Annotated in this window: 9 protein-coding genes; 7 read left to right on the top strand and 2 right to left on the bottom strand. The window is 62.7% G+C overall.

The window, feature by feature from the left end; genetic code table 11:
- Nucleotides 1-83: 83 nt before the first annotated feature.
- Nucleotides 84-14,357, top strand: coding sequence for an immunoglobulin-like domain-containing protein (locus ACQKPE_RS20470; protein WP_427668433.1), 14,274 nt, complete (start codon nt 84-86; stop codon nt 14,355-14,357).
- Between the two features lie 112 nt (nt 14,358-14,469).
- Nucleotides 14,470-14,811 (top strand): tryptophan synthase subunit beta, encoded by a 342-nt coding sequence (locus tag ACQKPE_RS20465; protein ID WP_427668435.1) that lies wholly within the window; start codon nt 14,470-14,472, stop codon nt 14,809-14,811.
- Between the two features lie 84 nt (nt 14,812-14,895).
- Here the strand turns inward: ACQKPE_RS20465 and lapD are convergent, their stop codons facing one another.
- Nucleotides 14,896-16,842, bottom strand: a complete 1,947-nt coding sequence (gene lapD, locus ACQKPE_RS20460; RefSeq protein ID WP_427668432.1) for a cyclic di-GMP receptor LapD — start codon at nt 16,840-16,842, stop codon at nt 14,896-14,898.
- A gap of 10 nt (nt 16,843-16,852) precedes the next feature.
- Nucleotides 16,853-17,617 (bottom strand): cysteine protease LapG, encoded by a 765-nt coding sequence (gene lapG / locus ACQKPE_RS20455; protein ID WP_427668434.1) that lies wholly within the window; start codon nt 17,615-17,617, stop codon nt 16,853-16,855.
- A gap of 196 nt (nt 17,618-17,813) precedes the next feature.
- Between lapG and ACQKPE_RS20450 the strand changes: the two genes are divergently transcribed.
- From ACQKPE_RS20450 to ACQKPE_RS20430, 5 genes are all read left to right on the top strand, one after another.
- Nucleotides 17,814-18,506 (top strand): GntR family transcriptional regulator, encoded by a 693-nt coding sequence (locus ACQKPE_RS20450; RefSeq protein ID WP_427668431.1) that lies wholly within the window; start codon nt 17,814-17,816, stop codon nt 18,504-18,506.
- A gap of 851 nt (nt 18,507-19,357) precedes the next feature.
- Complete coding sequence (locus tag ACQKPE_RS20445) at nt 19,358-20,134, top strand: DUF3050 domain-containing protein (protein ID WP_427668430.1); 777 nt, start codon at nt 19,358-19,360, stop codon at nt 20,132-20,134.
- Nucleotides 20,131-21,060, top strand: coding sequence for a diiron oxygenase (locus ACQKPE_RS20440; RefSeq protein WP_427668429.1), 930 nt, complete (start codon nt 20,131-20,133; stop codon nt 21,058-21,060). The genes ACQKPE_RS20445 and ACQKPE_RS20440 overlap by 4 nt, the downstream gene beginning before the upstream one ends.
- A gap of 9 nt (nt 21,061-21,069) precedes the next feature.
- Nucleotides 21,070-24,501 carry an amino acid adenylation domain-containing protein gene (locus ACQKPE_RS20435; protein WP_427668428.1) on the top strand — a complete coding sequence of 1,144 codons (3,432 nt, stop codon included), beginning with the start codon at nt 21,070-21,072 and terminating at the stop codon, nt 24,499-24,501.
- Nucleotides 24,502-24,535: 34 nt separating this feature from the next.
- The gene (locus ACQKPE_RS20430) at nt 24,536-25,003 is read left to right on the top strand and encodes an SRPBCC family protein (protein ID WP_427668427.1); all 468 of its coding nucleotides are present in this window, start codon (nt 24,536-24,538) and stop codon (nt 25,001-25,003) included.
- The last annotated feature ends 202 nt before the right edge of the window (nt 25,004-25,205 follow it).

Here is a 25,205-nt window from a genome sequence, read left to right as displayed (position 1 = left end):
AAGTCGAGTACAAGGCCCCGGCCCAAGGCGACGATGTCTTCAAAGATTCCGGCTCACTCACCGTCGGCGTCAGCAATGCCACGGTGACCGGCAAGACCTTCGAGAATCTGGAACTCGGCGGCTCCGCTACGGTGCAGATCAGCGACACCCAAAGCGAAGTCGTCGCGACGCTCACGGCAGACAAGACCACGGTCACCGAAGGCGGCCAGGTCACCTACACCGTCACCCTCAGCAATGCCCAAGGCCTGTCGGTCACCGGCCACGGCGGCTTGGTGTTCACCCTTTCCGACGGCACTACAGTCAGCATTCCCGCGGGCAGTGCCAGCGGCACAGCGACGGTGGTTGCCAAGGACGACGTCTACGTCGGCGGCCAACCCTCTCTGGTCAACAAACTCGAGTCGGTCGCCGGAGGCGGCAACTTCGAGAAGCTGACCCTCGGCAGCAACACGCTGATCACCACCGTCACCGATGAAAGCGGCGCAGGCACGCCAGGCGCAGGAAACCAGGGCGACAAGGTTTCGGTAACCATCGTTAGCAATGGCGACGTGACCGAAGCTCAGCAGCCAAGCTTCACCGTGAAAGTGAACCAGGCGCTGGATCGTCCGCTGACCGTCACCTTGAGCAACGGCGATCAGGTCACCCTTGCTGCTGGCCAGACCCAGGTCGAATACAAGGCGCCCGCCCAGGGGGACGATGTCTTCAAGGATTCCGGCTCGCTCACAGTCGGCATCAGCAATGCCACGGTCGAGGGCAAGGCTTTCGAAAACCTGCAACTGGGTGGTTCGGCCACCGTTCAGATCAGCGACACCCAAAGTGAAGTCGTTGCCACCCTCACGGCGGATAAAACCACGGTCGCCGAAGGCGGCCAGGTCACCTACACCGTTACCCTCTCCAACGCCCAGGGCCTCCCAGTTAATGGACATGGCGGCCTCACCTTCACCTTGAGCGATGGCACCAAGGTCACTGTCGCAGCCGGCAGCGCCACCGGCACGGCCACCGTGGTCGCCAAGGACGATGTCTATGTCGGCGGCCAACCGTCGCTGGTCAACAAGCTCGAGTCGGTCAGCGGCGGCGACAACTTCGAGAAACTGACCCTCGGCAGTAGTACCGTCACCACCACAGTCACCGATGAAACCGGCTCGGGTACGCCGGGTGCCGGTAACCAGGGCGACGCGGTCTCGGTCACCATCGTCAGCAACGGCGATGTCACCGAGGCCCAGCAACCAAGCTTCACCGTGAAGGTGAACCAAGCGTTGGATCGTCCGCTCACCGTCACCTTGAGCAATGGCGACCAAGTGACCCTCGCGGCGGGCCAGACCCAGGTCGAATACAAAGCCCCGGCCCAGGGCGAGGATGTCTTCAAGGATGCCGGCTCGCTCACTATCGGCATCAGCAACGCCAGCGTCGAAGGCAAGGCTTTCGAGAACCTGCAGTTGGGTGGTTCGGCCACCGTTCAGATCAGCGACACCACCAGTGAGGTGGTCGCGACCCTGACGGCGGATAAAACCACGGTCGCCGAAGGTGGCCAGGTCACTTACACCGTCACCCTCACCAATGCCCAGGGCCTCCCAGTTAATGGTCACGGCGGCCTGACCTTTACCTTGAGCGATGGCACCAAGGTCACGGTTGCAGCGGGCAGCGCCAGCGGTACGACCATCGTCACCGCCAAGGATGACGTGTATGTCGGTGGCCAACCGTCGCTGGTCAACAAGCTCGAGTCGGTGAGCGGAGGCGACAACTTCGAAAAACTGACGCTTGGCAGCAATACGGTTACCACCACCGTCACCGACGAGAGCGGCTCCGGTACACCAGGTGCTGGCAACCAGGGCGATAACGTTTCGGTCACCATCGTCAGCAACGGCGATGTCACAGAGGCCCAGCAGCCTTCGTTCACCGTGAAGGTGAATCAGGCGCTGGATCGTCCGCTCACCGTCACCCTCAGCAACGGCGACCAAGTCACCATTGCGGCGGGCCAGACCCAGGTCGAGTACAAAGCCCCGGCTCAGGGTGATGATGTCTTCAAGGACTCCGGATCACTCACCGTCGGCGTCAGCAGCGCCACGGTCGAGGGCAAGGCTTTCGAGAACCTGCAATTGGGCGGTTCTGCCACGGTGCAGATCAGCGACACCACCAGCGAGGTGGTCGCCACCCTCACCGCAGACAAAACCTCCGTTGCCGAAGGCGGCCAGGTCACCTACACCGTTACCCTCAGCAATGCCCAGGGCCTCCCAGTTAGTGGACATGGCGGCCTGACCTTCACCTTGAGCGATGGCACCAAAGTCAACGTTGCGGCAGGCAGCGCCACCGGCACAGCCATCGTCACGGCTAAGGACGATGTCTACGTCGGCGGCCAGCCGAGCATCGTCAACAAGCTTGAAAGTGTCAGCGGCGGCGATAACTTCGAGAAGCTGACCCTCGGCAGCAATACGCTGACTACCACCGTCACCGACGAAACCGGCTCGGGGACGCCAGGCGCGGGCAACCTGGGCGACAAGGTCTCGGTCACCATCGTCAGCAATGGCGATGTCACCGAGGCCCAGCAACCTTCGTTCACCGTGAAGGTGAACCAGGCATTGGATCGTCCATTGACCGTTACGCTGAGCAATGGTGACCAAGTCACCATTGCTGCGGGCCAGACCCAAGTCGAGTACAAGGCCCCGGCCCAAGGCGACGATGTCTTCAAAGATTCCGGCTCACTCACCGTCGGCGTCAGCAATGCCACGGTGACCGGCAAGGCCTTCGAGAATCTGGAACTCGGCGGCTCCGCCACGGTGCAGATCAGCGACACCCAAAGCGAAGTCGTCGCGACGCTCACGGCAGACAAGACCACGGTCACCGAAGGCGGCCAGGTCACCTACACCGTCACCCTCAGCAATGCCCAAGGCCTGTCGGTCACCGGCCACGGCGGCTTGGTGTTCACCCTTTCCGACGGCACCACGGTCAGTGTTCCCGCGGGCAGCGCGATCGGTACGGCGACAGTGGTCGCCAAGGACGACGTCTACGTCGGCGGCCAACCTGCCCTGGTCAACAAGCTCGAATCGGTTGCTGGAGGCGGCAACTTCGAGAAGCTGACCCTGGGCAGCAACACCCTGACGACCACCGTCACCGACGAAACCGGCTCCGGCACGCCCGGCGCTGGCAACCAGGGCGACAAGGTCTCCGTCACCATTGTCAGCAATGGCGACGTGACCGAAGCGCAACAACCTTCGTTCACGGTCAAGCTCAACCAAGCGCTCGATCGTCCGCTGACCGTCACCTTGAGCAATGGCGACCAAGTCACCCTGGCCGCGGGCCAGACCCAAGTCGAATACAAGGCGCCGGCCCAGGGTGACGATGTCTTCAAGGATTCTGGCTCACTCACGGTCGGTATCAGCAACGCCACGGTGACCGGCAAGACCTTCGAAAACCTGGAGCTTGGCGGCTCTGCCACGGTGCAGATCAGCGACACCACCAGTGAGGTGGTCGCCACCCTCACGGCGGATAAGACCACCGTCACCGAAGGCGGCCAGGTCACCTACACCGTTACCCTCTCCAACGCCCAGGGCCTCCCGGTTAGTGGACATGGCGGCCTCACCTTCACCTTGAGCGACGGCACCAAAGTCAGCGTCGCGGCCGGCAGCGCCACCGGTACAGCCATCGTCACAGCCAAGGATGATGTCTACACCGGCGGCCAGCCGAGCATCGTCAACAAGCTCGAAAGCGTCACGGGTGCCGATAACTTCGAGAAACTGACCCTCGGTAGCAACACCGTCACCACCACAGTCACCGACGAGACGGGCTCGGGGACGCCAGGCGCGGGCAACCTGGGCGATAAGGTCTCGGTCACCATCGTCAGCAACGGTGATGTCACCGAGGCCCAGCAACCTTCGTTCACCGTGAAGGTGAACCAGGCACTGGACCGTCCATTGACCGTGACCCTGAGCAATGGCGACCAAGTCACCCTCGCGGCGGGTCAGACCCAGGTCGAGTACAAGGCGCCCGCCCAAGGTGACGATGTCTTCAAAGACTCGGGCTCACTCACCGTAGGCATCAGCAACGCCACCGTCACAGGCAAGACCTTCGAGAACCTGGAACTGGGCGGCTCTGCCACGGTACAGATCAGCGATACCCAGAGCGAGGTGATCGCCACGCTCACGGCGGACAAGACCACCGTCAGCGAAGGTGGCCAAGTCACCTACACCGTTACCCTCACCAACGCCCAGGGACTCCCGGTTAGCGGGCATGGTGGTCTGACCTTCACCTTGAGCGACGGCACCAAGGTCAGCGTCGCGGCCGGCAGCACGACCGGTACAACAACGGTTACGGCCAAGGATGACGTCTACGTCGGCGGCCAGCCGTCACTGGTCAACAAGCTTGAGTCGGTAAGTGGCGGGGATAACTTCGAAAAACTCACGCTTGCTGGCAACACCGTCACCACGACCGTCACCGATGAAACTGGCTCGGGTACACCGGGTGCGGGCAACCAGGGCGACAAGGTTTCGGTCACCATTGTCAGCAATGGCGATGTCACCGAGGCCCAGCAGCCTTCGTTCACCGTGAAGGTGAACCAGGCGTTGGATCGCCCATTGACCGTGACCCTCAGCAATGGCGACCAAGTCACCATTGCAGCGGGCCAGACCCAGGTCGAGTACAAGGCCCCCGCCCAAGGCGACGATGTCTTCAAAGACGCAGGTTCGCTCACCGTCGGCATCAGCAATGCCACCGTGACTGGCAAGACCTTCGAGAACCTGGAGCTCGGCGGCAGCGCGACTGTACAGATCAGCGATACCCCCAGCGAAGTGGTCGCCACCCTCACAGCAGACAAAACTACTGTGGCCGAAGGCGGCCAGGTCACCTACACCGTCACCCTTTCCAATGCCCAAGGTCTCCCGATTAGCGGCCACGGTGGCCTGACCTTCACCCTGAGCGACGGCACCAAAGTCACCGTCGCAGCAGGCAGCACCACCGGCACGGCCATCGTCACCGCCAAGGATGACGTCTACGTCGGCGGTCAGCCGAGTATCGCCAACAAGCTCGAAAGCGTCACGGGTGCCGATAACTTCGAAAAACTCACGCTCGGCAGCAACACGGTCACCACCACGGTCACCGATGAGTCCGGCTCGGGGACGCCAGGTGCAGGCAACCTGGGCGACAAGGTTTCGGTCACCATCGTCAGCAACGGCGATGTCACCGAGGCGCAGCAACCGTCGTTCACCGTGAAGGTGAACCAGGCGCTCGATCGCCCACTCACCGTCACCCTCAGCAATGGCGACCAAGTCACCATTGCTGCTGGCCAGACCCAGGTCGAGTACAAAGCCCCGGCCCAGGGTGAGGATGTCTTCAAAGACGCAGGTTCGCTCACCGTCGGCATCAGCAATGCCACGGTGACTGGCAAAACCTTTGAAAATCTTGAGCTTGGCGGCAGTGCAACGGTACAGATCAGTGACACACAGAGCGAGGTGGTCGCGACCCTCACGGCAGACAAAACTACGGTCGCCGAAGGCGGACAAGTCACCTACACCGTCACCCTCTCCAATGCCCAGGGCCTCCCGGTTAGTGGGCACGGCGGCCTGACCTTCACATTGAGCGACGGCACCAAGGTCACGGTTGCAGCGGGCAGCACCACCGGCACGGCCATCGTCACCGCCAAGGATGACGTCTACGTTGGCGGCCAACCGAGCATCGCCAACAAGCTGGAAAGCGTCACGGGCGGCGATAACTTCGAGAAACTCACCCTCGGTAGCAACACCGTCACCACCACCGTCACCGATGAAACCGGCTCCGGCACGCCCGGCGCGGGCAACCAGGGCGACAAGGTCGTGGTCACCATCGTCAGCAATGGCGACGTGACCGAGGCACAGCAGCCGAGCTTCACCGTGAAGGTGAACCAGGCTCTGGATCGCCCGCTCACCGTCACCTTGAGCAACGGCGACCAGGTCACCATTGCTGCGGGCCAGACCCAGGTCGAATACAAGGCGCCCGCCCAGGGGGACGACGTCTTCAAAGACTCTGGCTCGCTTACCGTTGGTATCAGCAATGCCACCGTTACCGGTAAAACCTTTGAAAACCTTGAGCTTGGCGGCAGCGCCACGGTTCAGATCAGCGACACCACCAGCGAGGTGGTCGCCACGCTCACGGCGGACAAGACCACCGTCACCGAAGGCGGACAAGTCACCTATACCGTCACCCTCTCCAATGCCCAGGGCCTCCCGGTTAGTGGACATGGCGGCCTGACCTTCACGTTGAGCGATGGCACCAAGGTCACCGTCGCAGCTGGCAGCGCGACTGGCACAGCCACGGTTGTTGCCAAGGACGACGTTTACGTCGGCGGCCAGCCGTCACTGGTCAACAAGCTTGAGTCGGTAAGTGGCGGCGAGAACTTCGAGAAACTCACCCTCGGAAACAGCACCGTCACCACCACGGTCACCGATGAAGCTGGCTCAGGTACGCCAGGCGCTGGGAACCAGGGTGACAAGGTGTCCGTCACTATCGTCAGCAATGGCGATGTCACGGAAGCCCAGCAACCTTCGTTCACCGTGAAAGTGAACCAAGCGCTGGATCGCCCGCTCACCGTCACCTTGAGCAACGGCGACCAGGTCACTATTGCTGCGGGACAGACCCAGGTCGAGTACAAGGCCCCGGCCCAAGGCGACGATGTCTTCAAGGATTCTGGCTCGCTCACGGTCGGTATCAGCAACGCCACGGTGACTGGCAAGACCTTCGAAAACCTTGAGCTTGGCGGCTCTGCCACGGTGCAGATCAGCGACACAACCAGTGAGGTGGTCGCCACCCTTACAGCGGATAAAACCACCGTCACCGAAGGCGGCCAGGTCACCTATACCGTCACATTGACCAACGCCCAAGGCCTTTCGGTTACTGGTCACGGCGGCCTGACGTTCACCTTGAGCGATGGCACCAAAGTCACTGTTGCGGCGGGCAGCGCGACCGGTACCGCTATCGTTACAGCCAAAGACGACGTCTACGTCGGCGGTCAGCCGAGCATCGCCAATAAACTCGAAAGCGTCACGGGTGCAGACAACTTCGAAAAACTCACGCTCGGCAGTAACACCGTCACCACCACCGTCACCGATGAAACCGGTTCGGGCACACCGGGTGCCGGTAACCAAGGCGATAAGGTCTCGGTCACCATCGTCAGCAACGGTGATGTCACTGAGGCCCAGCAGCCTTCGTTTACCGTGAAAGTGAATCAGGCGTTGGATCGCCCGCTCACCGTCACCTTGAGCAATGGCGACCAGGTCACCATTGCCGCAGGCCAGACCCAGGTCGAGTACAAAGCCCCGGCCCAAGGCGACGATGTATTCAAAGACGCAGGCTCGCTCACCGTCGGCATCAGCAATGCCACCGTCACCGGCAAGACCTTCGAGAACCTGGAGCTGGGCGGTTCCGCCACCGTGCAGATCAGCGACACCACCAGCGAGGTGGTCGCCACCCTTACAGCCGACAAGACCACCGTCACCGAAGGTGGCCAAGTCACCTACACCGTCACGCTCAGCAACGCCCAAGGCCTCTCGGTCACGGGCCACGGCGGCCTGACCTTCACCCTGAGCGACGGCACCAAAGTCACCGTCGCAGCGGGTAGCGCGACCGGCACAACAACGGTTACAGCCAAGGACGACGTGTATGTCGGCGGCCAGCCGTCGCTGGTCAATAAACTTGAGTCGGTGAGCGGAGGCGGCAACTTCGAAAAACTCACGCTCGGCAGCAATACCGTCACCACCACCGTCACCGACGAGAGCGGCTCGGGTACACCAGGGGCTGGGAACCAGGGCGACAAGGTGTCGGTCACCATCGTCAGCAATGGCGACGTGACGGAGGCTCAGCAGCCAAGCTTCACCGTGAAGGTGAACCAGGCGTTGGATCGCCCACTCACCGTCACCCTCAGCAATGGCGACCAAGTCACCATCGCGGCGGGCCAGACTCAGGCCGAGTACAAGGCGCCAGCCCAAGGCGAGGACGTCTTCAAGGATTCGGGCTCGCTCACGGTCGGCATCACTAATGCCACGGTGACTGGAAAAACCTTCGAGAACCTGGAACTCGGTGGCAGCGCCACGGTGCAGATCAGCGACACCACCAGTGAGGTGGTTGCGACGCTCACGGCAGACAAAACCACCGTCACCGAAGGCGGCCAGGTCACCTACACCGTCACCCTCAGCAACGCTCAAGGCCTGGCCGTCACCGGCCACGGCGGTCTGACCTTCACCTTGAGCGATGGCACCAAAGTCACTGTCGCGGCAGGCAGCGCAACGGGGACTGCCATCGTCACGGCCAAGGACGACGTCTACGTCGGCGGTCAGCCCAGCATCGTCAATAAGCTCGAAAGCGTCACCGGCGGCGATAACTTCGAGAAACTCACACTTGGCGGCAACACGGTTACCACCACCGTCACCGACGAGAGCGGCTCGGGTACACCAGGGGCTGGGAACCAGGGCGACAAGGTGTCGGTCACCATCGTTAGCAATGGCGACGTGACCGAAGCTCAGCAGCCAAGCTTCACCGTGAAAGTGAACCAGGCGCTGGATCGTCCGTTGACCGTCACCTTGAGCAACGGCGATCAGGTCACCATTGCCGCAGGCCAGACCCAGGTCGAGTACAAGGCCCCGGCCCAAGGCGACGATGTCTTCAAAGACTCCGGTTCAGTCACCGTCGGCATCAGCAATGCCACGGTGACTGGCAAAACCTTTGAAAACCTGGAGCTGGGCGGCAGCGCAACCGTGCAGATCAGCGACACACAGAGCGAGGTGGTCGCGACCCTCACGGCAGACAAGACCACGGTCGCCGAAGGCGGACAAGTCACCTACACCGTCACCCTCTCCAATGCCCAGGGCCTCCCGGTTAGTGGGCACGGCGGCCTGACCTTCACATTGAGCGACGGCACCAAGGTCACGGTTGCAGCGGGCAGCACCACCGGCACGGCCATTGTCACCGCCAAGGATGACGTCTACGTCGGCGGCCAGCCGAGCATCGCCAACAAGCTCGAAAGCGTCACCGGTGGCGACAACTTCGAAAAACTCACGCTCGGCAGCAACACCGTCACCACCACGGTCACGGATGAGAGCGGCTCCGGCACGCCCGGCGCGGGCAACCAGGGCGATAAAGTCTCGGTCACCATCGTCAGCAATGGCGATGTCACCGAGTCCCAGCAGCCTTCGTTCACCGTGAAGGTGAACCAAGCGCTGGACCGTCCATTGACCGTTACGCTGAGCAATGGCGACCAAGTCACCATCGCCGCGGGCCAGACCCAGGTCGAGTACAAGGCGCCGGCCCAAGGTGACGATGTCTTCAAAGACTCGGGCTCACTCACCGTCGGCATCAGTAATGCCACCGTTACCGGTAAAACCTTCGAGAACCTGGAGCTCGGCGGTAGCGCCACGGTACAGATCAGCGACACCACCAGCGAGGTGGTCGCGACGCTTACGGCCGACAAGACCACAGTCACTGAAGGTGGCCAAGTCACCTATACCGTCACCCTCTCCAACGCCCAGGGACTCCCAGTTATCGGGCATGGTGGCCTGACCTTCACCCTGAGCGATGGCACCAAGGTCACCGTCGCGGCCGGCAGCGCCAGCGGTACGGCGACCATCACAGCCAAAGACGACGTTTACGTCGGCGGCCAGGCGAACATCGTCAACAAGCTCGAATCGGTCAGTGGCGGCGACAACTTCGAGAAACTCACCCTCGGCAATAACGCGCTGACGACCACGGTCACCGACGAGCCGAGCGGCCAAGGTGACAAGGTGTCCGTCACCATCGTCAGCAATGGCGACGTGACCGAAGCCCAGCAGCCGTCGTTCACGGTGAAAGTGAGCCAGGCCCTGGACCGTGCGCTGACCGTCACCCTGAGCAACGGCGACAAGGTCACCATCGCGGCAGGCCAGACCCAGGTCGAATACAAGGCACCGGCCCAAGGCGAGGACGTATTCAAGGATGCAGGCTCACTCACCGTCGGCATCAGCAACGCCACGGTGACTGGCAAAACCTTCGAGAACCTGGAGCTGGGCGGCAGCGCCACGGTGCAGATCAGCGACACCCAAAGTGAAGTGGTCGCCACCCTTACGGCAGATAAGACCACCGTCACCGAAGGTGGGCAGGTCACCTATACGGTCACCCTCAGCAATGCCCAGGGCCTGGCAGTCACCGGCCACGGCGGTCTCACCTTCACCTTGAGCGACGGCACCAAGGTCACCATCCCGGCCGGTAGCGCCAGCGGCACGGCCACCATTACCAGCAAGGATGACGTCTACGTCGGCGGTCAGCCGAACATCGTCAACAAACTCGAAAGCGTCACGGGCGCTGATAACTTCGAAAAACTCACCCTGGGCAGCAATACCGTTACCACCACGGTCACGGATGAGACGGGCTCGGGCACATCGGGCGCGGGCAACCAGGGCGACAAGGTGTCGGTCACCATCGTCAGCAATGGCGATGTCACCGAAGCGCAGCAACCCAGCTTCACCGTGAAGGTGAACCAAGTGCTGGATCGCCCATTGATCGTGACCCTGAGCAATGGCGACCAAGTCACCATCGCCGCCGGTCAGACCCAGGTCGAATACAAGGCGCCAGCCCAAGGCGAGGATGTGTTCAAAGACGCAGGCTCGCTGACCGTCGGCATCAGCAATGCCACGGTGACCGGCAAGACCTTCGAGAACCTGGAGCTTGGCGGCAGCGCCACCGTGCAGATCAGCGACACCCAAAGCGAAGTGGTCGCCACCCTCACGGCAGACAAGACCACCGTCACCGAAGGCGGCCAGGTCACCTACACCGTCACGCTCAGCAACGCCCAAGGTTTGTCCGTCACCGGCCACGGCGGCCTGACCTTCACCTTGAGCGACGGCACCAAAGTCATCGTTGCAGCGGGCAGTGCGACGGGGACAGCCATCGTCACCGCCAAGGACGACGTCTACGTCGGCGGCCAGCCGAATATCGTCAACAAGCTGGAAAGCGTCAGCGGCGGCGACAACTTCGAAAAACTCACCCTGGGCAGCAACACCCTGACCACTACCGTCACCGACGAGCCGAGCGGCCAGGGTGACCTCACCACCGTGGGCATCAGCGGCGATGCATCGGTCACCGAGGGCGGCACCGCCTCCTACACCCTGACCCTGACCAGCCCCGCGAAGAGCGAGGTCACCATCACCCTCACCTACAGCGGCACCGCCACCAACGGCCAGGACTTCACCGGCGTCACCACCGTGAAGATCCCGGCCAACAGCACCGGCACCACCTTCACCATCAAGACCATCGACGACCTGCTCGCCGAAGGCTCGGAAAACTTCGTGGTGAAGATCAGCGGCGCCAGCGGTGGCAACTTCGAGAACCTGCAGGTCGATGCCAGCAAGTCGAGCGTCACCACCACCATCATCGACAACGACAGTGCGCCGGTCTCGCCGGGCGGCGCTGTAACGGGTATCGAAGACACCGACTACGTGCTCAAGTGGGGCGACTTCAACGTCACCGATGCCGACGGCAACACCGGCCTCTCGGTCACCATCAGCAAGCTGCCCGACCTGGGCAGCCTGAAGTTCAACAACGGCACCGCCTGGGTCGACGTCACGCTGAACCAGAACATCAGCCAGGCCGATATCGCCGCCGGCAAGCTCAAGTTCGTGCCTGTGGCCAACCAATCCGGCGTGGACGGCTATGGCGGCACCGGCGTGGGCAACAAGCAGGCCGATTACGCGCAGATCAAGTTCAAACCCAACGACGGCACCAACCTGGGCACCGAGGCCACGCTCAAGGTCGACATCACCCCGGTGGCCGACCGCCCGGACCTGGCCATCGCCAGCAACAACGTCAACTCCCTGGGCCTGACCAAGGAGACCTGGAACAGCCTCACCGGCCTTGGCACCAACGGCAACGGCATCACCGGCGACGCGCTGAAGACCGTGTTCGCCAACTCCGGCAACGCCAACAAGTCCGAGACCACCACCAACGTGCAGTCCGACGCCAGCGTGGCGGGCGGCAGCGGCTCGAAGACGTCCGGCCTGATCTACCTGGAAGCCGGCAAGACCTACACCTTCAGCGGCACCGCCGACGACAGCCTGCTGGTGACCATCGGCGGCAAGAACGTGGTTACCGCCACCTGGGGCGCCGGTGGCAACGTCGCAGGCAGCTATACCCCGACCACCAGCGGCTACTACACCCTCGAGGTGTACCACGCCAACCAGTCGGGTCCGGGCAGCTACGACGTCAACGTCAAGGTGGGCAGCGGCGCGGTCACCGACCTGAACAGCGCCAACATCCCGATGTACCAGAACGTCACCGAGATGGCCAACGCCGGCCTGACGGTTTCCGACCTGCACGGCAGCAACAGCCAGGGCTACTACGACGGCTACAAGCTCAACGAGGGACGCGAGAATGGCGTGCCGGTCAAGCTGGTGGGCATCAGTACCAACCTGACCGACACCGACGGCTCGGAAAGCCTCAGCGTCAAGCTCAGCGGCATCCCGGCCGGGTCGGTGGTCAGCGACAACGCAGGGCGCAGCGTGACCGTGGGCGCCACTGCGGTCGACGTCACCGGCTGGAACCTGGGCAGCCTGACGATCAAACCGCCGTCCTACTACTACGGCCAGTTCGACGTGAAGGTGACTTCAACCTCTACCGAGAACGTCGGCGGCAGCACCGCCAGCAACGAGGGCACCATCAAGGTCACGGTGTACCCGGAAACCTACAGCACCAGCAACCTCTCCGCCGAAAGCGATACCATCACCGGTACCGACGGCAACGACATCGTGGTGGCCGACGTGGCGGGTCTGCACGTGGTGCCAGGCAAGGACTACAACATCGCCTTCATCGTCGACACCTCGGGCAGCATGGGAGCCACCGGCGTGGATGCGGCGAAGAAATCGCTGGAATCGGTATTCAAGACCCTGGCCGCCAGCGTCAAGGGCGCGCAATCGGGCACGGTGAACATCCTGTTGGTGGACTTCGCCAGCCAAGTGAAGAGCAATGTGTCGGTCGCGCTCAACGACACCGGCCTGCAAACCCTGCTCAACGCGCTGAAAACCATGACCTCCGAAGGCGGCACCAACTACGAGGATGCCTTCAAGACCGCCGCCAACTGGTTCCAGCTGCTGAAGAACGCCGGCAACACCGGCGATGCCCAGACCTTCTTCATCACCGACGGCAAGCCAACCTTCTACCAGACCAGCGAACAGACCAACCCGAACCTGGGCTACAGCAGCGTGGCCCTGGACACCTTCCTCGCCGCGCAGAACTACAAGCTCGGCAACGTCGTCACCAACGCCACCATCGACGCCAACCAGCGCGCCTCCATCGACAGCAGCGGCAACCTCAGCGTGCAGTACAAGGTGGGCAGCAGTTGGTACACCATCAGCAATGCCGTGATACGTGCCCAGGGCGATGGCACCTTCGAGCTGTCGACCCGTGCGGGCACCGGCAACACCACCGACACCGCCACTTGGAACAACTCGCTCGACAGCTTCAAGCTGTTGTCCGGGCTGTCCAACGTCGAGGCGATCGGCCTGAACAGCGATGTGAAGAGCGACGACCTCAAGCCGTTCGACTCCGATGGCAAGCCGCAGACCAACATCGACCCCAGCAAGCTGGCCGAGGCCATTCTTGGCCATACCGAGGCCATCCTGCCAGGTAACGACACGGTCAACGGCGGGGACGGCAACGACATCATCTTCGGCGACCTGGTCACCTTCGACTCGATTCCAGGCACGGGCGTGGAGGCGATCCAGGCCTACGTCGCCAACAAGCTGGGGGTCGATGCCGGTGACGTGGACGCCCGGACGATGCACAAATACGTCTCCGAGAACTACGCCGAGTTCGATGTCTCGCGCAGCAACGATGGCGCCGACACCCTGATGGGGGGCAATGGCAACGACATCATCTTCGGCCAGGGGGGCAACGACTACATCGATGGCGGCAAGGGCAACGATATCCTGCTCGGTGGCACCGGCAACGACACCCTGCTCGGAGGCGAAGGCAATGACATCCTGTTTGGCGGTGCCGGCAACGACACGCTGATCGGCGGCAAGGGCAATGACATCCTCAGCGGTGGCAGTGGTGCCGACAGCTTCGTGTGGAAGGCCGGTGACCTGGGCAACGATGTGATCAAGGACTTCAAGCTCGCCGAGGGCGACCGCCTCGACCTGCGCGACCTGCTGCAAGGAGAGAAAGGCAGCACCATCGACAACTACCTGAAGATCACCACGGTCAATGGTGAGTCGACCTTGCAAGTGAGTACCGAAGGCAAGCTCAACGCCGCCGGGGGCCTGGCCAACGCTGACGTGACCATCAAGCTGGAAGGGGTGAACTGGTCGAACACCACGATCAACTCGTTGATCAGCGGTGCCGACCCGACCATCAAAATCGACAACTCCGGCAGTTGATGCCCTGACCGTGCAGGCGGCCTGGCCGACCGCCTGCACGGACCGAGCAAAGATTGCCTATGCTGCTGACAACACCGACTATCAAGAAGGAAACACCGTGAGGGACGATGCCATGTTCTACGTGCAACGCGACGCCAACGGCCAGCTACTGCGAGTGGAGGCAGCGCCCTATGAGGAGTTCGAGGAGATCCTGCCCCCTGACCATGCCGACGTGCTGGAATGGTTCGCCGACGATGTCGTGGAAACCAGCCTCAAACAACTCAAGCAAAGCGACCTGGACATGATCCGCGTGCTCGAGGACCTGATCGACGTGCTGACGGCCAAGGGCGTTTTCAGCATCACTGACCTGCCCGCTGGCGCCCAATCCAAGCTGCTCAACCGTTCTACCGCGCGTAAGGCGCTGGGTAGCCTGAACAACCTGATCGAGGAAGATGAAGGCGGCGGGTTGATTTGATTGAGCTTTTTGGCTGTCGCCACCGGCCTCTTCGCGGCGGTTCGGCGCGAAGAGGCCTGCAGCATCAACGAAATAGCTAGATGCTCAGCGCCAAGGCGCAGGCTCACCCACCAACTGCCCCTGAACCCCCTGCACACCCATTTCGCGCAGCACCTCCAACTCCCCGTCGGTCTCCACCCGCTCGGCAATCAGCGGCAGGTCGATGCTGTGCGCCGCACGCTGGATCGCCTCGATGAACAGCCGCTTGTGCTGCTCCTGGTCGATGCTACGGATATAGCCACCGTCGATCTTCAGGTAGGCCAGCCCCAAACGCGCCAAGTTGCCGATCATGCTGAAACGCCCGCCAAAACGTTGCAAGGCCAGGCTGAAGCCCAGCCCACGCAGGCGCCGGGTGAGCTGCTCGAGCACCGCCTGCTCGGGCAACTGCTCCTCACCGATCTCGAATGTCAGGCGTGGCCCCAGGGCGCGGTGCTGCCCGAGCAGTGCGTAGATACGCTGCATGGCGTTCGGGTCTGCCAGGGTCGCAGCACACAGGTTCAGCGCCAGCGTCTCGCCGTGGCTCTGCATGTGCCGCAGTACTTTTTCGAGCATCAGCAGGTCCAGCCGTGGCATCCAGCCGAAGCGTTCCAGCCACGGCAGGAAACGCCCAGCGGCCAAAGGTTCGCCGTGGTCGTCGCATAAGCGCGAAATGACCTTGTAGTGCAGCACCTGATCCGACGCCTGGCATTTCACCACGGGCTGGAAGAACAACGCGAAGTGGCCTTTTTCCAGGGCCTGGTCGAGGCGCGCATGCCAGTCGTGCTGGCTGTCGGCGGCCACCGCCGCAGCGCCCTGCTCAAGGCACACCCAGCCAGGCTGCGGCTGGCTCTCGGCGCGCGCCAGGGCCTCGTCGGCCAGTTTCAGCAGCGCTTGCGGTGCATCGCCTGGGCTGTAGGGGGCGACACCGATGCAGGCCACCGGGTCGACATCACTGGCGCCGGTCTCGCGCAGGCTTTGCAGCGCCGCTTGCAGGGCCTGGGCCAGGTGTACCGCCTCATCGTGGACCATGCCCGGCGCCAGCACGGCGAATTCCCCGCCACGGCTGCGAGTGATGAGGTCGTTGGTTTCCGGAAAGTTGGCGCAGGCGCGCCGCAACTGCTCACCCACTGCCTGCAACAACTGGTCGGCGCGCTCGCCGCCCAGGCGCGCATTGAGCCCGGCCAGGTCCTGCACACGCAGCAGCAGCAGGTAGCCGCTGCGCGACTCTTCGAGGTTGCTGACCCGGGCATTGAGCTGCATTTCGAAGTAACGCCGGTTGGCCAGGCCCGTGAGGCTGTCCTGGTAAGACTCGGCACGCAGCCGCTCGCTACGCTCTGCCTGCTCGGAAAACAGCGCCTTGAGCTTTTCGACCATCTGGTTCATCGCCTGCACCACCCGGCGCAGCTCTGGTGTGCGCGGCAGCTCCGGCAGGCTGAGGAACTCGCGCCGGGCAATGGCGTGGGACTGCTCGACCATGTAGTCCAGCGGACGCAGCTGCCGACGCAACAGCAATGCCCCCAGCACAGCGCTGACCACACCGCACAGCAGCAGCCAACCCAGGCTACCCAGAGCGCCCTGCCAAAGCTTGGCCAGGGCGAACATCGGGTGGCTGACCACCTCGACCCGCGCCGCCTGTTGCCAGCCGCGGCTGACGATGGCGTCGCCCCCCGCCGGCTCCAGGCCGATCAGGCTCACGAACCAACCCGGCACGCCGCTGCTGTCAGGCTCGGCGTGACGCTCCACCAGCAAGGCGTTGGAGTCCAGGTCGATGACCTTGATGCTCGAATAATAGCCACTGTCGAAGATCGAACTGACCATCAGCTCGACCATGGCCGGGTCGTCGATGTTCGGCGTCAACGACAGCGCCAACGCCGTCGCCGCATCCTGGGCGTGGGAGCGCAGCTGGTTGACGTACTGACTGCGCGAGCTCTCCAGGCTGACCATGAAGCTGCCACCGAAGGCAATGGTCAGCAGCAGGCAGATGGCAAGCAACAACTGTTTGAACAGAGACATCCTGTGCTCCTCAATAAACCGGTTCGGCCGGGAACCCTTCGGCCTGCATTTTCTTCAGCAGGTCTTGCCAGCGCGACAGTCGCTTGGTGTCGCCCACCTTCTTGTTGCCCGCAGCCCCCGTGAGCCACAGGCCTTCGCCATTGAAGGCGTACACCGGCAGCAGGTCGGTGCGCTCGCTGGCCGGGCGTATCGCGTCCATCAGGCTGTCGAGCACCAGTGGCTGGGCCTGTGGGCTTGAATAATAGGTCAGCACCATGTGCGCGCGGTTCTGGCGCAGCGCCTTGACGTAGGTGATGCGCAGTTTTTCGGCAGGAATACCCATGCGGCGTAGGCTGAAGTACTTGGCGATGGCGTAGTCCTCGCAGTCGCCCGCCCCTTTCATCAGGGACTGGATCGGCGTGGCCCAGTAGTCGACCTCGCGCCACAGGTCGATGTCCTCGACGTAGCGCAACTGCTGGTTGAAGAACTGGTTGACCACCTGCAAACGCTCCCGTTCGCTGCCTTGCGCCTGGGTGGCCATCAGCGCCTGCCAGGCATCGATGCGCTGCTGGCCCTGGCCCAATGGGCCATAGAGGGCCTGGGCGCGGCGGCTGATCTGGGAAAAGTCCCAATCCGCGTGCAAGCCGCCCGGCAGCAGGCAGCCGAGCAACAGGGCAAGGCCGAGACGGCGCACGGCCACGTTGAGCATCCTAGGTATCGCCACTGCGAACACCCGTCCAGACCGATCGGAGAAAGCTGCGATGGTGCGGCTTGCCAGGGCAAAAGACAACGGCACGGCGCCGATGGTCGATTCACCCATCCTCATGCATCGTGCCGGGAACATGCGGCTTCCCTTGCACGATGACTTCATTCACGATAGTCGCATTTCGTCGTCTGCCGCATGTTCCACGGCGCTTCGAATTGACAGGCGCCCCCCCTGCTTATTAGGGTTATTGGATCCAATATTCGCAACCCACCGAGGCAGACTCCGCGTGGCCGAGAAAGACACTCTCCTCAGCAAGGTACTGGGTAATGAGCAGGTGCCTGCGCACCTGGCGCGTAGTGTTATCGAAGAGCGCCTGCGCAGTGCCATTCTCGACGGTCGCTTGCCGCCAGGCACGGCGCTGCGCCAAGAAACCCTCGCCGGGCTGTTCGGCGTCAGCCGCATGCCGGTACGCGAGGCTCTGCGCCAGCTAGAGGCGCAATCGCTACTGAAGGTAGTGACGCACAAGGGGGCCGTGGTCGCGCCGCTGATTGGGGAAGATGCGGTCGATACCTACGCATTGCGGGTCATTCTCGAATCCGAGGCCTTGCGCCAGTCAATCCCTCACCTGGACGCCGACGACATCGCCCTGGCGCGCAGCTACATCCACCAGCTGGAAAGCGAAACCCGCCACGCCGAGATCGGTCGCCTCAACCGCCTGTTCCACCTTTCGCTGTACAGCAAGGCGCACAACCAGAAGCTGCTGCGCATGATCGAGGTGGAGCTCAACGAGGAAGAGCGCTTCCTGCGTTTCCACTTGTCGTCGATGGGCCTGGGCAAACTCACTCAGGACGACCACATTGCCCTGGTGGATGCCGCAAGCGACAAGCTGGTGGAGGACGCCGTCCAAGTACTGGAACGTCATCTCAACAATGCAGCCCGCACGATCCGCAATTACCTGGACAGGCAACAGGCCAAGTGATGTGACGCCGTTGGCCGAACACATCATTTGTTTCTAACTGTGACAACCACTAGATAACCGAACGCTACGTTGACGAAAGCGCTGGCACGGGTACCGGTCACCGCGCTCTACCCTTGAGGCTCCTCGCCTGGAATGCCGGACTGGCGTGCTTTCGCCGGGTGTGGGCGGGAACTGATCGGCTTGCCTGACAGCAGTTCCCGTCAGGCCTCCCCACGCAATGGATCATCAGAATGTTCAATACCCCCCTCCGATTGCTGAGCCTCTAGACCTCACGAATCGCCTTTTCTTCTCCCCCTTTACTTCTTTTCTACTAGTTCGCTGCCACCCACCCATGGTAGCGACCGCCGTTTGGGCACACTCTAGTCCGCGCAACGACCGCTGATCGCCCCATGGCGGGCCTGGTCGTGCATCGACTAGCTACCCGCAGAAGGAGTCTGGCAACGGGGCAAGGACCGCAAGGCGATCAGCCGCCCACCATACAGTCAACCACCCTCTTCCCCCTTTGATCAGTGCTTCGAGTGAGGCATTCACTCAATTATTTTTTCTAATAGGCAACTATTGGAAGGAGCACTTTCATGCCAAATAAAACTTACAATAAAGTTTTGTCGCACTAACTTTTACATGTAAAAACATACATTTTAAAATTATTTAGAAAACAATTGCGACACACTTTGAATTTGTTCTAGTTTCTATAGGCCACCCGTGCCGCCCGTGATAAATCAAGGCCATGGCAGCTTCCAGTCACTGTTTGATATCGATATTCACTCGAGGCACCCGTTTGCCTGGAGTTAGGAAAATCTTTCGAACTTACAGCGACACACCCCTGAACTTAACCATTGATGGACATCATGATGAGCACATTGAAGAGCACACTTATTAGCAAGAAGTTAGAACTTTCCCGGCACCCGTTGTTTTCCGAGATCGACTCCCTGGCTACCTTGCGTCAGTTCATGGAAACCCATGTATTCGCGGTGTGGGACTTCATGTCCCTGACCAAGCGCCTGCAGCAGGAACTGACCTGCGTGACACTGCCCTGGCTGCCCCCGACAGACCCGGCCGCTGCGCGCCTGATCAACGAAATCGTGCTCGGCGAAGAGTCCGATGACCGCCTCGACCACGGGCACTACAGCCATTACGAGCTGTACCTGGACGCCATGCGCGAAGTCGGCGCCAGCACCCGGGCGATCGAGTGCTTCGTCAGCCTGCAACAGCAAGGCGTCGACTACGCCAGCGCCCTGGAACGCTCCGGTGCCAGCGAGGCGGCGAAGCGCTTCGTGCGCGACACCCTGGTCGTGGCCCTGGACGCACCCGCCCACCGGGTCGCCGCCGCCTTCCTGCATGGGCGCGAGAGCGTCATCCCCACGATGTTCCAGCAGATCCTCGATGAGTGGGGTATCGGCATCGAGCAGGCACCGACCTTCCGCTATTACTTGCAACGGCATATCGAGGTCGACTCCGAAGACCACGGCCCGGCGGCCGAGCAACTGCTGGAACGCTTGGTGGGCCACGATCCGCAGCGCCTGGAAGAGACGTACGAGGCAGCCATCGCGGCAGTGGACAGCCGCATGGCCTTCTGGAACCGGCTACGCGACGCGCTGCGTGCCCCTGTCGTCGAGGCCACGCCATGAAGGCCCATGAATACCGCTCGTTCGCCGAGTCCTGGGAGGAGCGCGCGACCATCCGCACGCGGCCGCGGCGCCTGGTGGAGGACGACCAGCGGCTGATCTACCCGCTCAGCCGCCAGCCCCTGGTGCTTGGCGCTACTTTCCAGCGCGAATGCCCGCAACTGCGCGACTTCGTGCTGGTGCAAAGCCTCTACAAGTTCATCAACGACGTGGTGATCTTCGAGACCGAGATCGTCGACCGCACCGCCCGGCGTATCGCCAAGGACCGCTTTGCCGTGCGCTTCCCGTTCGCGTGCCGCTACGACGCCATGACCGTGGTGGTCGATGAGGACTACCACGCACTGGTAGCCATGGACTTCCTGCAACAAACCATCGCGCTGACCGGGATCGAGCCCATTGCGCTGCCAGGGGAAATCGAACTCAGCCGGGCCATTCCCGCCGCCTTGGCGCAAGTGCCCGAGCAACTGCGCGATGCCTTGGAGCTGGTGTGCGTAGGCATCGCCGAGAACACCCTGACCGACGACGTGGCGGCCTTTGCTCGCGACGACACGGTCAAGCCCTCGGTCAAGGGGCTGATGGCCGACCATCTGCTCGACGAGGGTCGCCACTCGAGCTTCTGGGCCAGGCTGACGCGCATCTACTGGCAGGCCGCGCCCGAGGCGCAACGCGAGGCGATCGCCGAGGTGTTGCCGGTGTTTCTCGCCCAGTACCTGACCAACGACATCCAGCAAGCCTTCGACTTCAGCCTGATCGCCGCGCTGCCGGTGAGCGAGCCGGTACGCCAGGCGTTGCGTGACGAGGTGAGCGGCCTGGCGTACCCGATCAACCACCAGCACCCACTGCTGGGCAACATCCTGCGCTTCCTGCGCAGCAGCTCGATGCTCGAAACGCCCTGCGTGCAGGCTGCGCTTCGCGACTACTTGCCCTGAGGAGGCCCCATGAGACGTCTCGACATACTCCTGGTCGGTACCAGCCCGGCGCTACGTCAGCTCGCCGGGATGCTCGACCAGCACGGCCACGGCGCACGCCTGGCCGACACCCCGCAGGCCTTACGCCAAGCCCTCGCCAGCCCGCAGCACCTGGTGCTGGAGGACGGCAGCCTGGTGCTCGCCAGCAACGACTGGCAGCCGCTGGGCGACACACCACTGATGCGGTTGCGCCTGGGTGTTAGCCACGCCGAAACCCTGCCCCGCGTGGAAATACTGTTCTGGTGCGGCAGCGCCAGTGCCCAGCGGCTGATCGAGCGAGTGGCCATGGACACGCCCGCCTCGGGCAACGGCCAGCAGTTGCGTCAAGCCACGCTGCAGGTGCTGGAGGAACAACTGGGGCGGCAGGTCACCCGCATCGCCCGCAACCCACAGCACTTGCAGGAAACGCCGTCAGCCAGCCCCAGCCTTCACGAGCGCGAGCACGGCTTGGACTGGCTGGAACCATTGGCCTTTCGACACCCGTTCAATCGCACGTTGCGCGCCGACCTGCTGGAACAGGCCGAGGCTGGTCTGGTCGACCAGCTCGACGGCAGCCTACGCCGTTTTGCGGCACAGCCAGCGCTGAACCGGGAGGGTCAGCGGCACAGCTACCACCAGCTGCATGCACAGGCGGTGGGCATTCAGCGCGCGTTGTATCCGTTATTGCCCCATGCCAGCGAAACACCGGCGGTGGTCGCGGTGTGCATGGCCAAGTCGAATGAGCTGTACGCCAGCCTGCTGGCCGTGCTCGGCTGCGGCGCCGTGTACCTGCCTCTGGACCCAGCCACGCCTGCCGAACGACGCCTACGCATTGTCGAAGACGCCGGTGCCAGCCTGCTGCTGCATGACGGGCTCGCCGAGCCCGGGAGAGGTGCACTGGATGTCCGCACGCTGACAATGGCAGATGATCCTGTGCTACCTAGCCTGAATGTGCGTCAGCGTGGTCCAGAGGCACCCTGCGTGGCGATCTACACCTCCGGTACCACCGGGGTGCCCAAGGGCGTGCTGCTGAGCCAACGCAACCTCAGCCACTTCATGGCCTGGTACCGCGAACACGTGGCGCTGGATAGCCACAGCCGGGTGTTGCAGTTCTCCACCATCGGCTTCGACGCCTCGCTGCTGGATATCCTGCCGACCTTCGCCTGCGGTGCCGAGCTGGTCATCCCCGACGAAGACCAACGTCGCGACCCGCAGCGCCTGGTGCGACTTATCCACAGCCAGGAAGTCAGCCATGCGTTCCTGCCCCCTGCCCTGCTGAGCATCCTGCCGCGGGGCGAGCACCTGGGGCTGCGCCATCTGGTGACCGGGGGCGATGTGTGCGAACCAGAGGTGATCGCCAGGCTGTCCGGTCAGTGCCGCATGCACAACATCTATGGCCCGACGGAAACCACGGTGCTGGCCACCACGCGGGTGTTCGGCGCAGGCGACAGCAACCGCAACCTCGGCCTGCCGATCGCCAATACCCAGGTGATGATCCTCGACGAGCACCTGCAACCGGTCACCCAGGGCACCCCTGGCGAGCTTTATATCTGCGGCCCGGGTGTCGGCCTGGGTTACCTGAACAACCCCGCCTTGACCGCCGAACGCTTCGTGACCCTTAGCCTGGCAGATGGCCGCTCGCTGCGTGCCTATCGCAGCGGCGACATCGCCAGGTGGGCTGCGCAGGGCATCGAGCTGTGCGGGCGGCGAGACAACCAGGTGAAGATCCGTGGGTTCCGGGTGGAGCCGGAAGAGATCGAGCAGTGCCTGCGCGGCAGCCAGCTCTACGCTCAGGTTGCCGTGGTGGTGGACGCACAGCGCCGGGTATTGGCCTTCGCTGCCCAGCCCCTTCGGGAAGGCGCACAGCAGGCCCTGCGCGTGCATGCCGAGCAGCATTTGCCCGACTACATGCACCCAGCGTTCTACCAAGTTCTCGAGCAGATGCCTTATACCGCCAATGGCAAGGTCGACCGCCAGGCGCTGCTGGCACGCCCTGTGGCGCTGCCGACTGCCATGCGCTTGGCGCCCAGCACGCCGACCGAACAGCGTCTGCGTAGCCTGTGGAGCACGCTGTTGGAGCTGGCCGAGGCGGATATCTCCATCGACGACAGCTTCTTCAACCTCGGCGGACACTCCATTCTGCTGTCGAGGCTGTTGCTGGAGGTACGCGAGCAGTTCGGGCAGGGCGTGGCCATCAACCGCTTTATCGAGCAGCCCACCCTGCAACGCCTCGGCGCGCTGCTGGATGGGAGCGTGGAGGCTATGCAAACGCCGCTCGCCCAGATAGAGCTGGACGCCAACCGCGAGCTCGGATTGCAGGTGCTGCCGTTGGAGGCACTGGGCGATGTGCACAAGGTGATCGTCACTGGTGCCAATAGTTTTCTGGGGGTGCACTTGGTAGAGGCGCTCCTGGACTGGGGCGCCACAGAGGTGGCCTGCCTGGTGCGCAGTGCCGGCGGCCAGAGTGCCGAACAGCGCTTCGCCCAGGCCTTGGTCGAGAATCGCCTGGAGCTGGACATGAGCCGCGTCCGGGTGCTGGCCGCAGACCTGCGCTTGCCGCGCCTGGGGTTGATGCAGCAGGACTACGACTATCTCGATAGCGAGTACGGCGCCCTGCTGCACAACGCCGCCCAGGTCAATCACGTGCTCGACTACCAGGCATTGGCAGGTGACAACATCGAGCCGCTGTTCGAATGCCTACGCCTGTGCGAGGGGCGGCGCAAAAAAATCTTCAACTTCATCTCGACCCTCTCGGCCTGCAGTGCGGTGGGTGACGATGGACGCGTGCTGGAACAGGACCCAGCTGCGACACCGCCGATCTACATCCGCAATGGCTACAACCTGAGCAAGTGGGTTGGCGAGCGCATCCTGCAGCGGGCACGTGAGCAAGGCGTTTGGGTCAACCTGTTCCGCCCTGGAAACATCACCTTCGACAGCCGCACAGGCGTCTGCCAACCCCAGCGCAACCGCCTGATGCTGATGCTCAAAGGTTCGTTGCAACTGGGCCAGGTGCCACGCCTGGAGCTGGACTTCGACCTGATGCCGGTGGATTTCCTCGCGCGCTTCGTGGCCTTCCACAGCAGCCGCTACCTGCCGGGCCAATGCGTGTTCAACCTGCACAACCCCGAGCCCCTGCGCTGGCGGGACTACCTGGCGTCATTCCGCGAGCAGGGCCATGCGTTCGACTGGGTAGATGTAGAGCAGTGGCAGCACGAGCTTGGTCGCGTCGACCGCGACAACGCGCTGTTCGACGTCCTGGGTTTCTACCTGGACGGATTCGAGGAAGACATCGGCGACATCTCCACCATCGAGCACGGCAATGCACGCAACGGCGTGCAGCGCATGGGCGCGCACTACCCCGCCAAGAGCCCGGAGCTGCTGCGCCGCGGCTGCCGCTACCTGAGCGACATCGGCTTTATCTGACCCTTCGATTCAAACACCAATGGAGCAACATCACATGCAAGCACTCAAACCTGACACCTTGATCCGCAACCCTGAAGGCTGCCTGGTGGTATCCAGCGTCGAGATCGCCGCACCGGCAGCTAGCGTTTGGAACATCGTCGGTAATTTCGCCGGGTTCCCGGTGTTCATTCCGGCCCTGGCGCATATCGACATGACCGGCAATGGCATGCGCTCGGTGCGCAAGAAGCTGTTCAAGGATGGCAACGTGGTGATCGAGCAGCTCAACTCGCGTGACGAGCAGGCGATGTACATGACCTGGAGCCTAATCTACACCAGCTTGAACATCGGTAACCTGTGGGCGGCGATGCAGGTCGAGGCATTGAGCGATAACCGTAGCCGGGCTACCTGGACCATCCAGGCCGAGCCTTGGGAAGGCGGCGCCGAGGCGCTGCCTGGGTTCCAGGCGTTTCTCCAGGGGTTCGCCGATGAAGCGATGGGGAATGTGCGCAACCTGCTGAGCTGAACGCTGTAGCGCGCCGATACGGCGTCGACCTCAGGGTCGGCGCCGTATTTTTTTGGCCTATGGCCTATGAAATGCAGGCCCCGGAAAAGACAAAACCCCTACCTGCCTGCGCAGATAGGGGTTTTGCGAAATGAATCTTGACGATGACCTACTCTCACATGGGGAAACCCCACACTACCATCGGCGATGCATCGTTTCACTG

Source organism: Pseudomonas sp. NPDC089554, assembly GCF_050280645.1.
Classification (GTDB): domain Bacteria; phylum Pseudomonadota; class Gammaproteobacteria; order Pseudomonadales; family Pseudomonadaceae; genus Aquipseudomonas.
The sequence above is the reverse complement of the archived record's forward strand: the minus strand, read 5'-3'. Positions and strand labels throughout refer to the sequence as shown.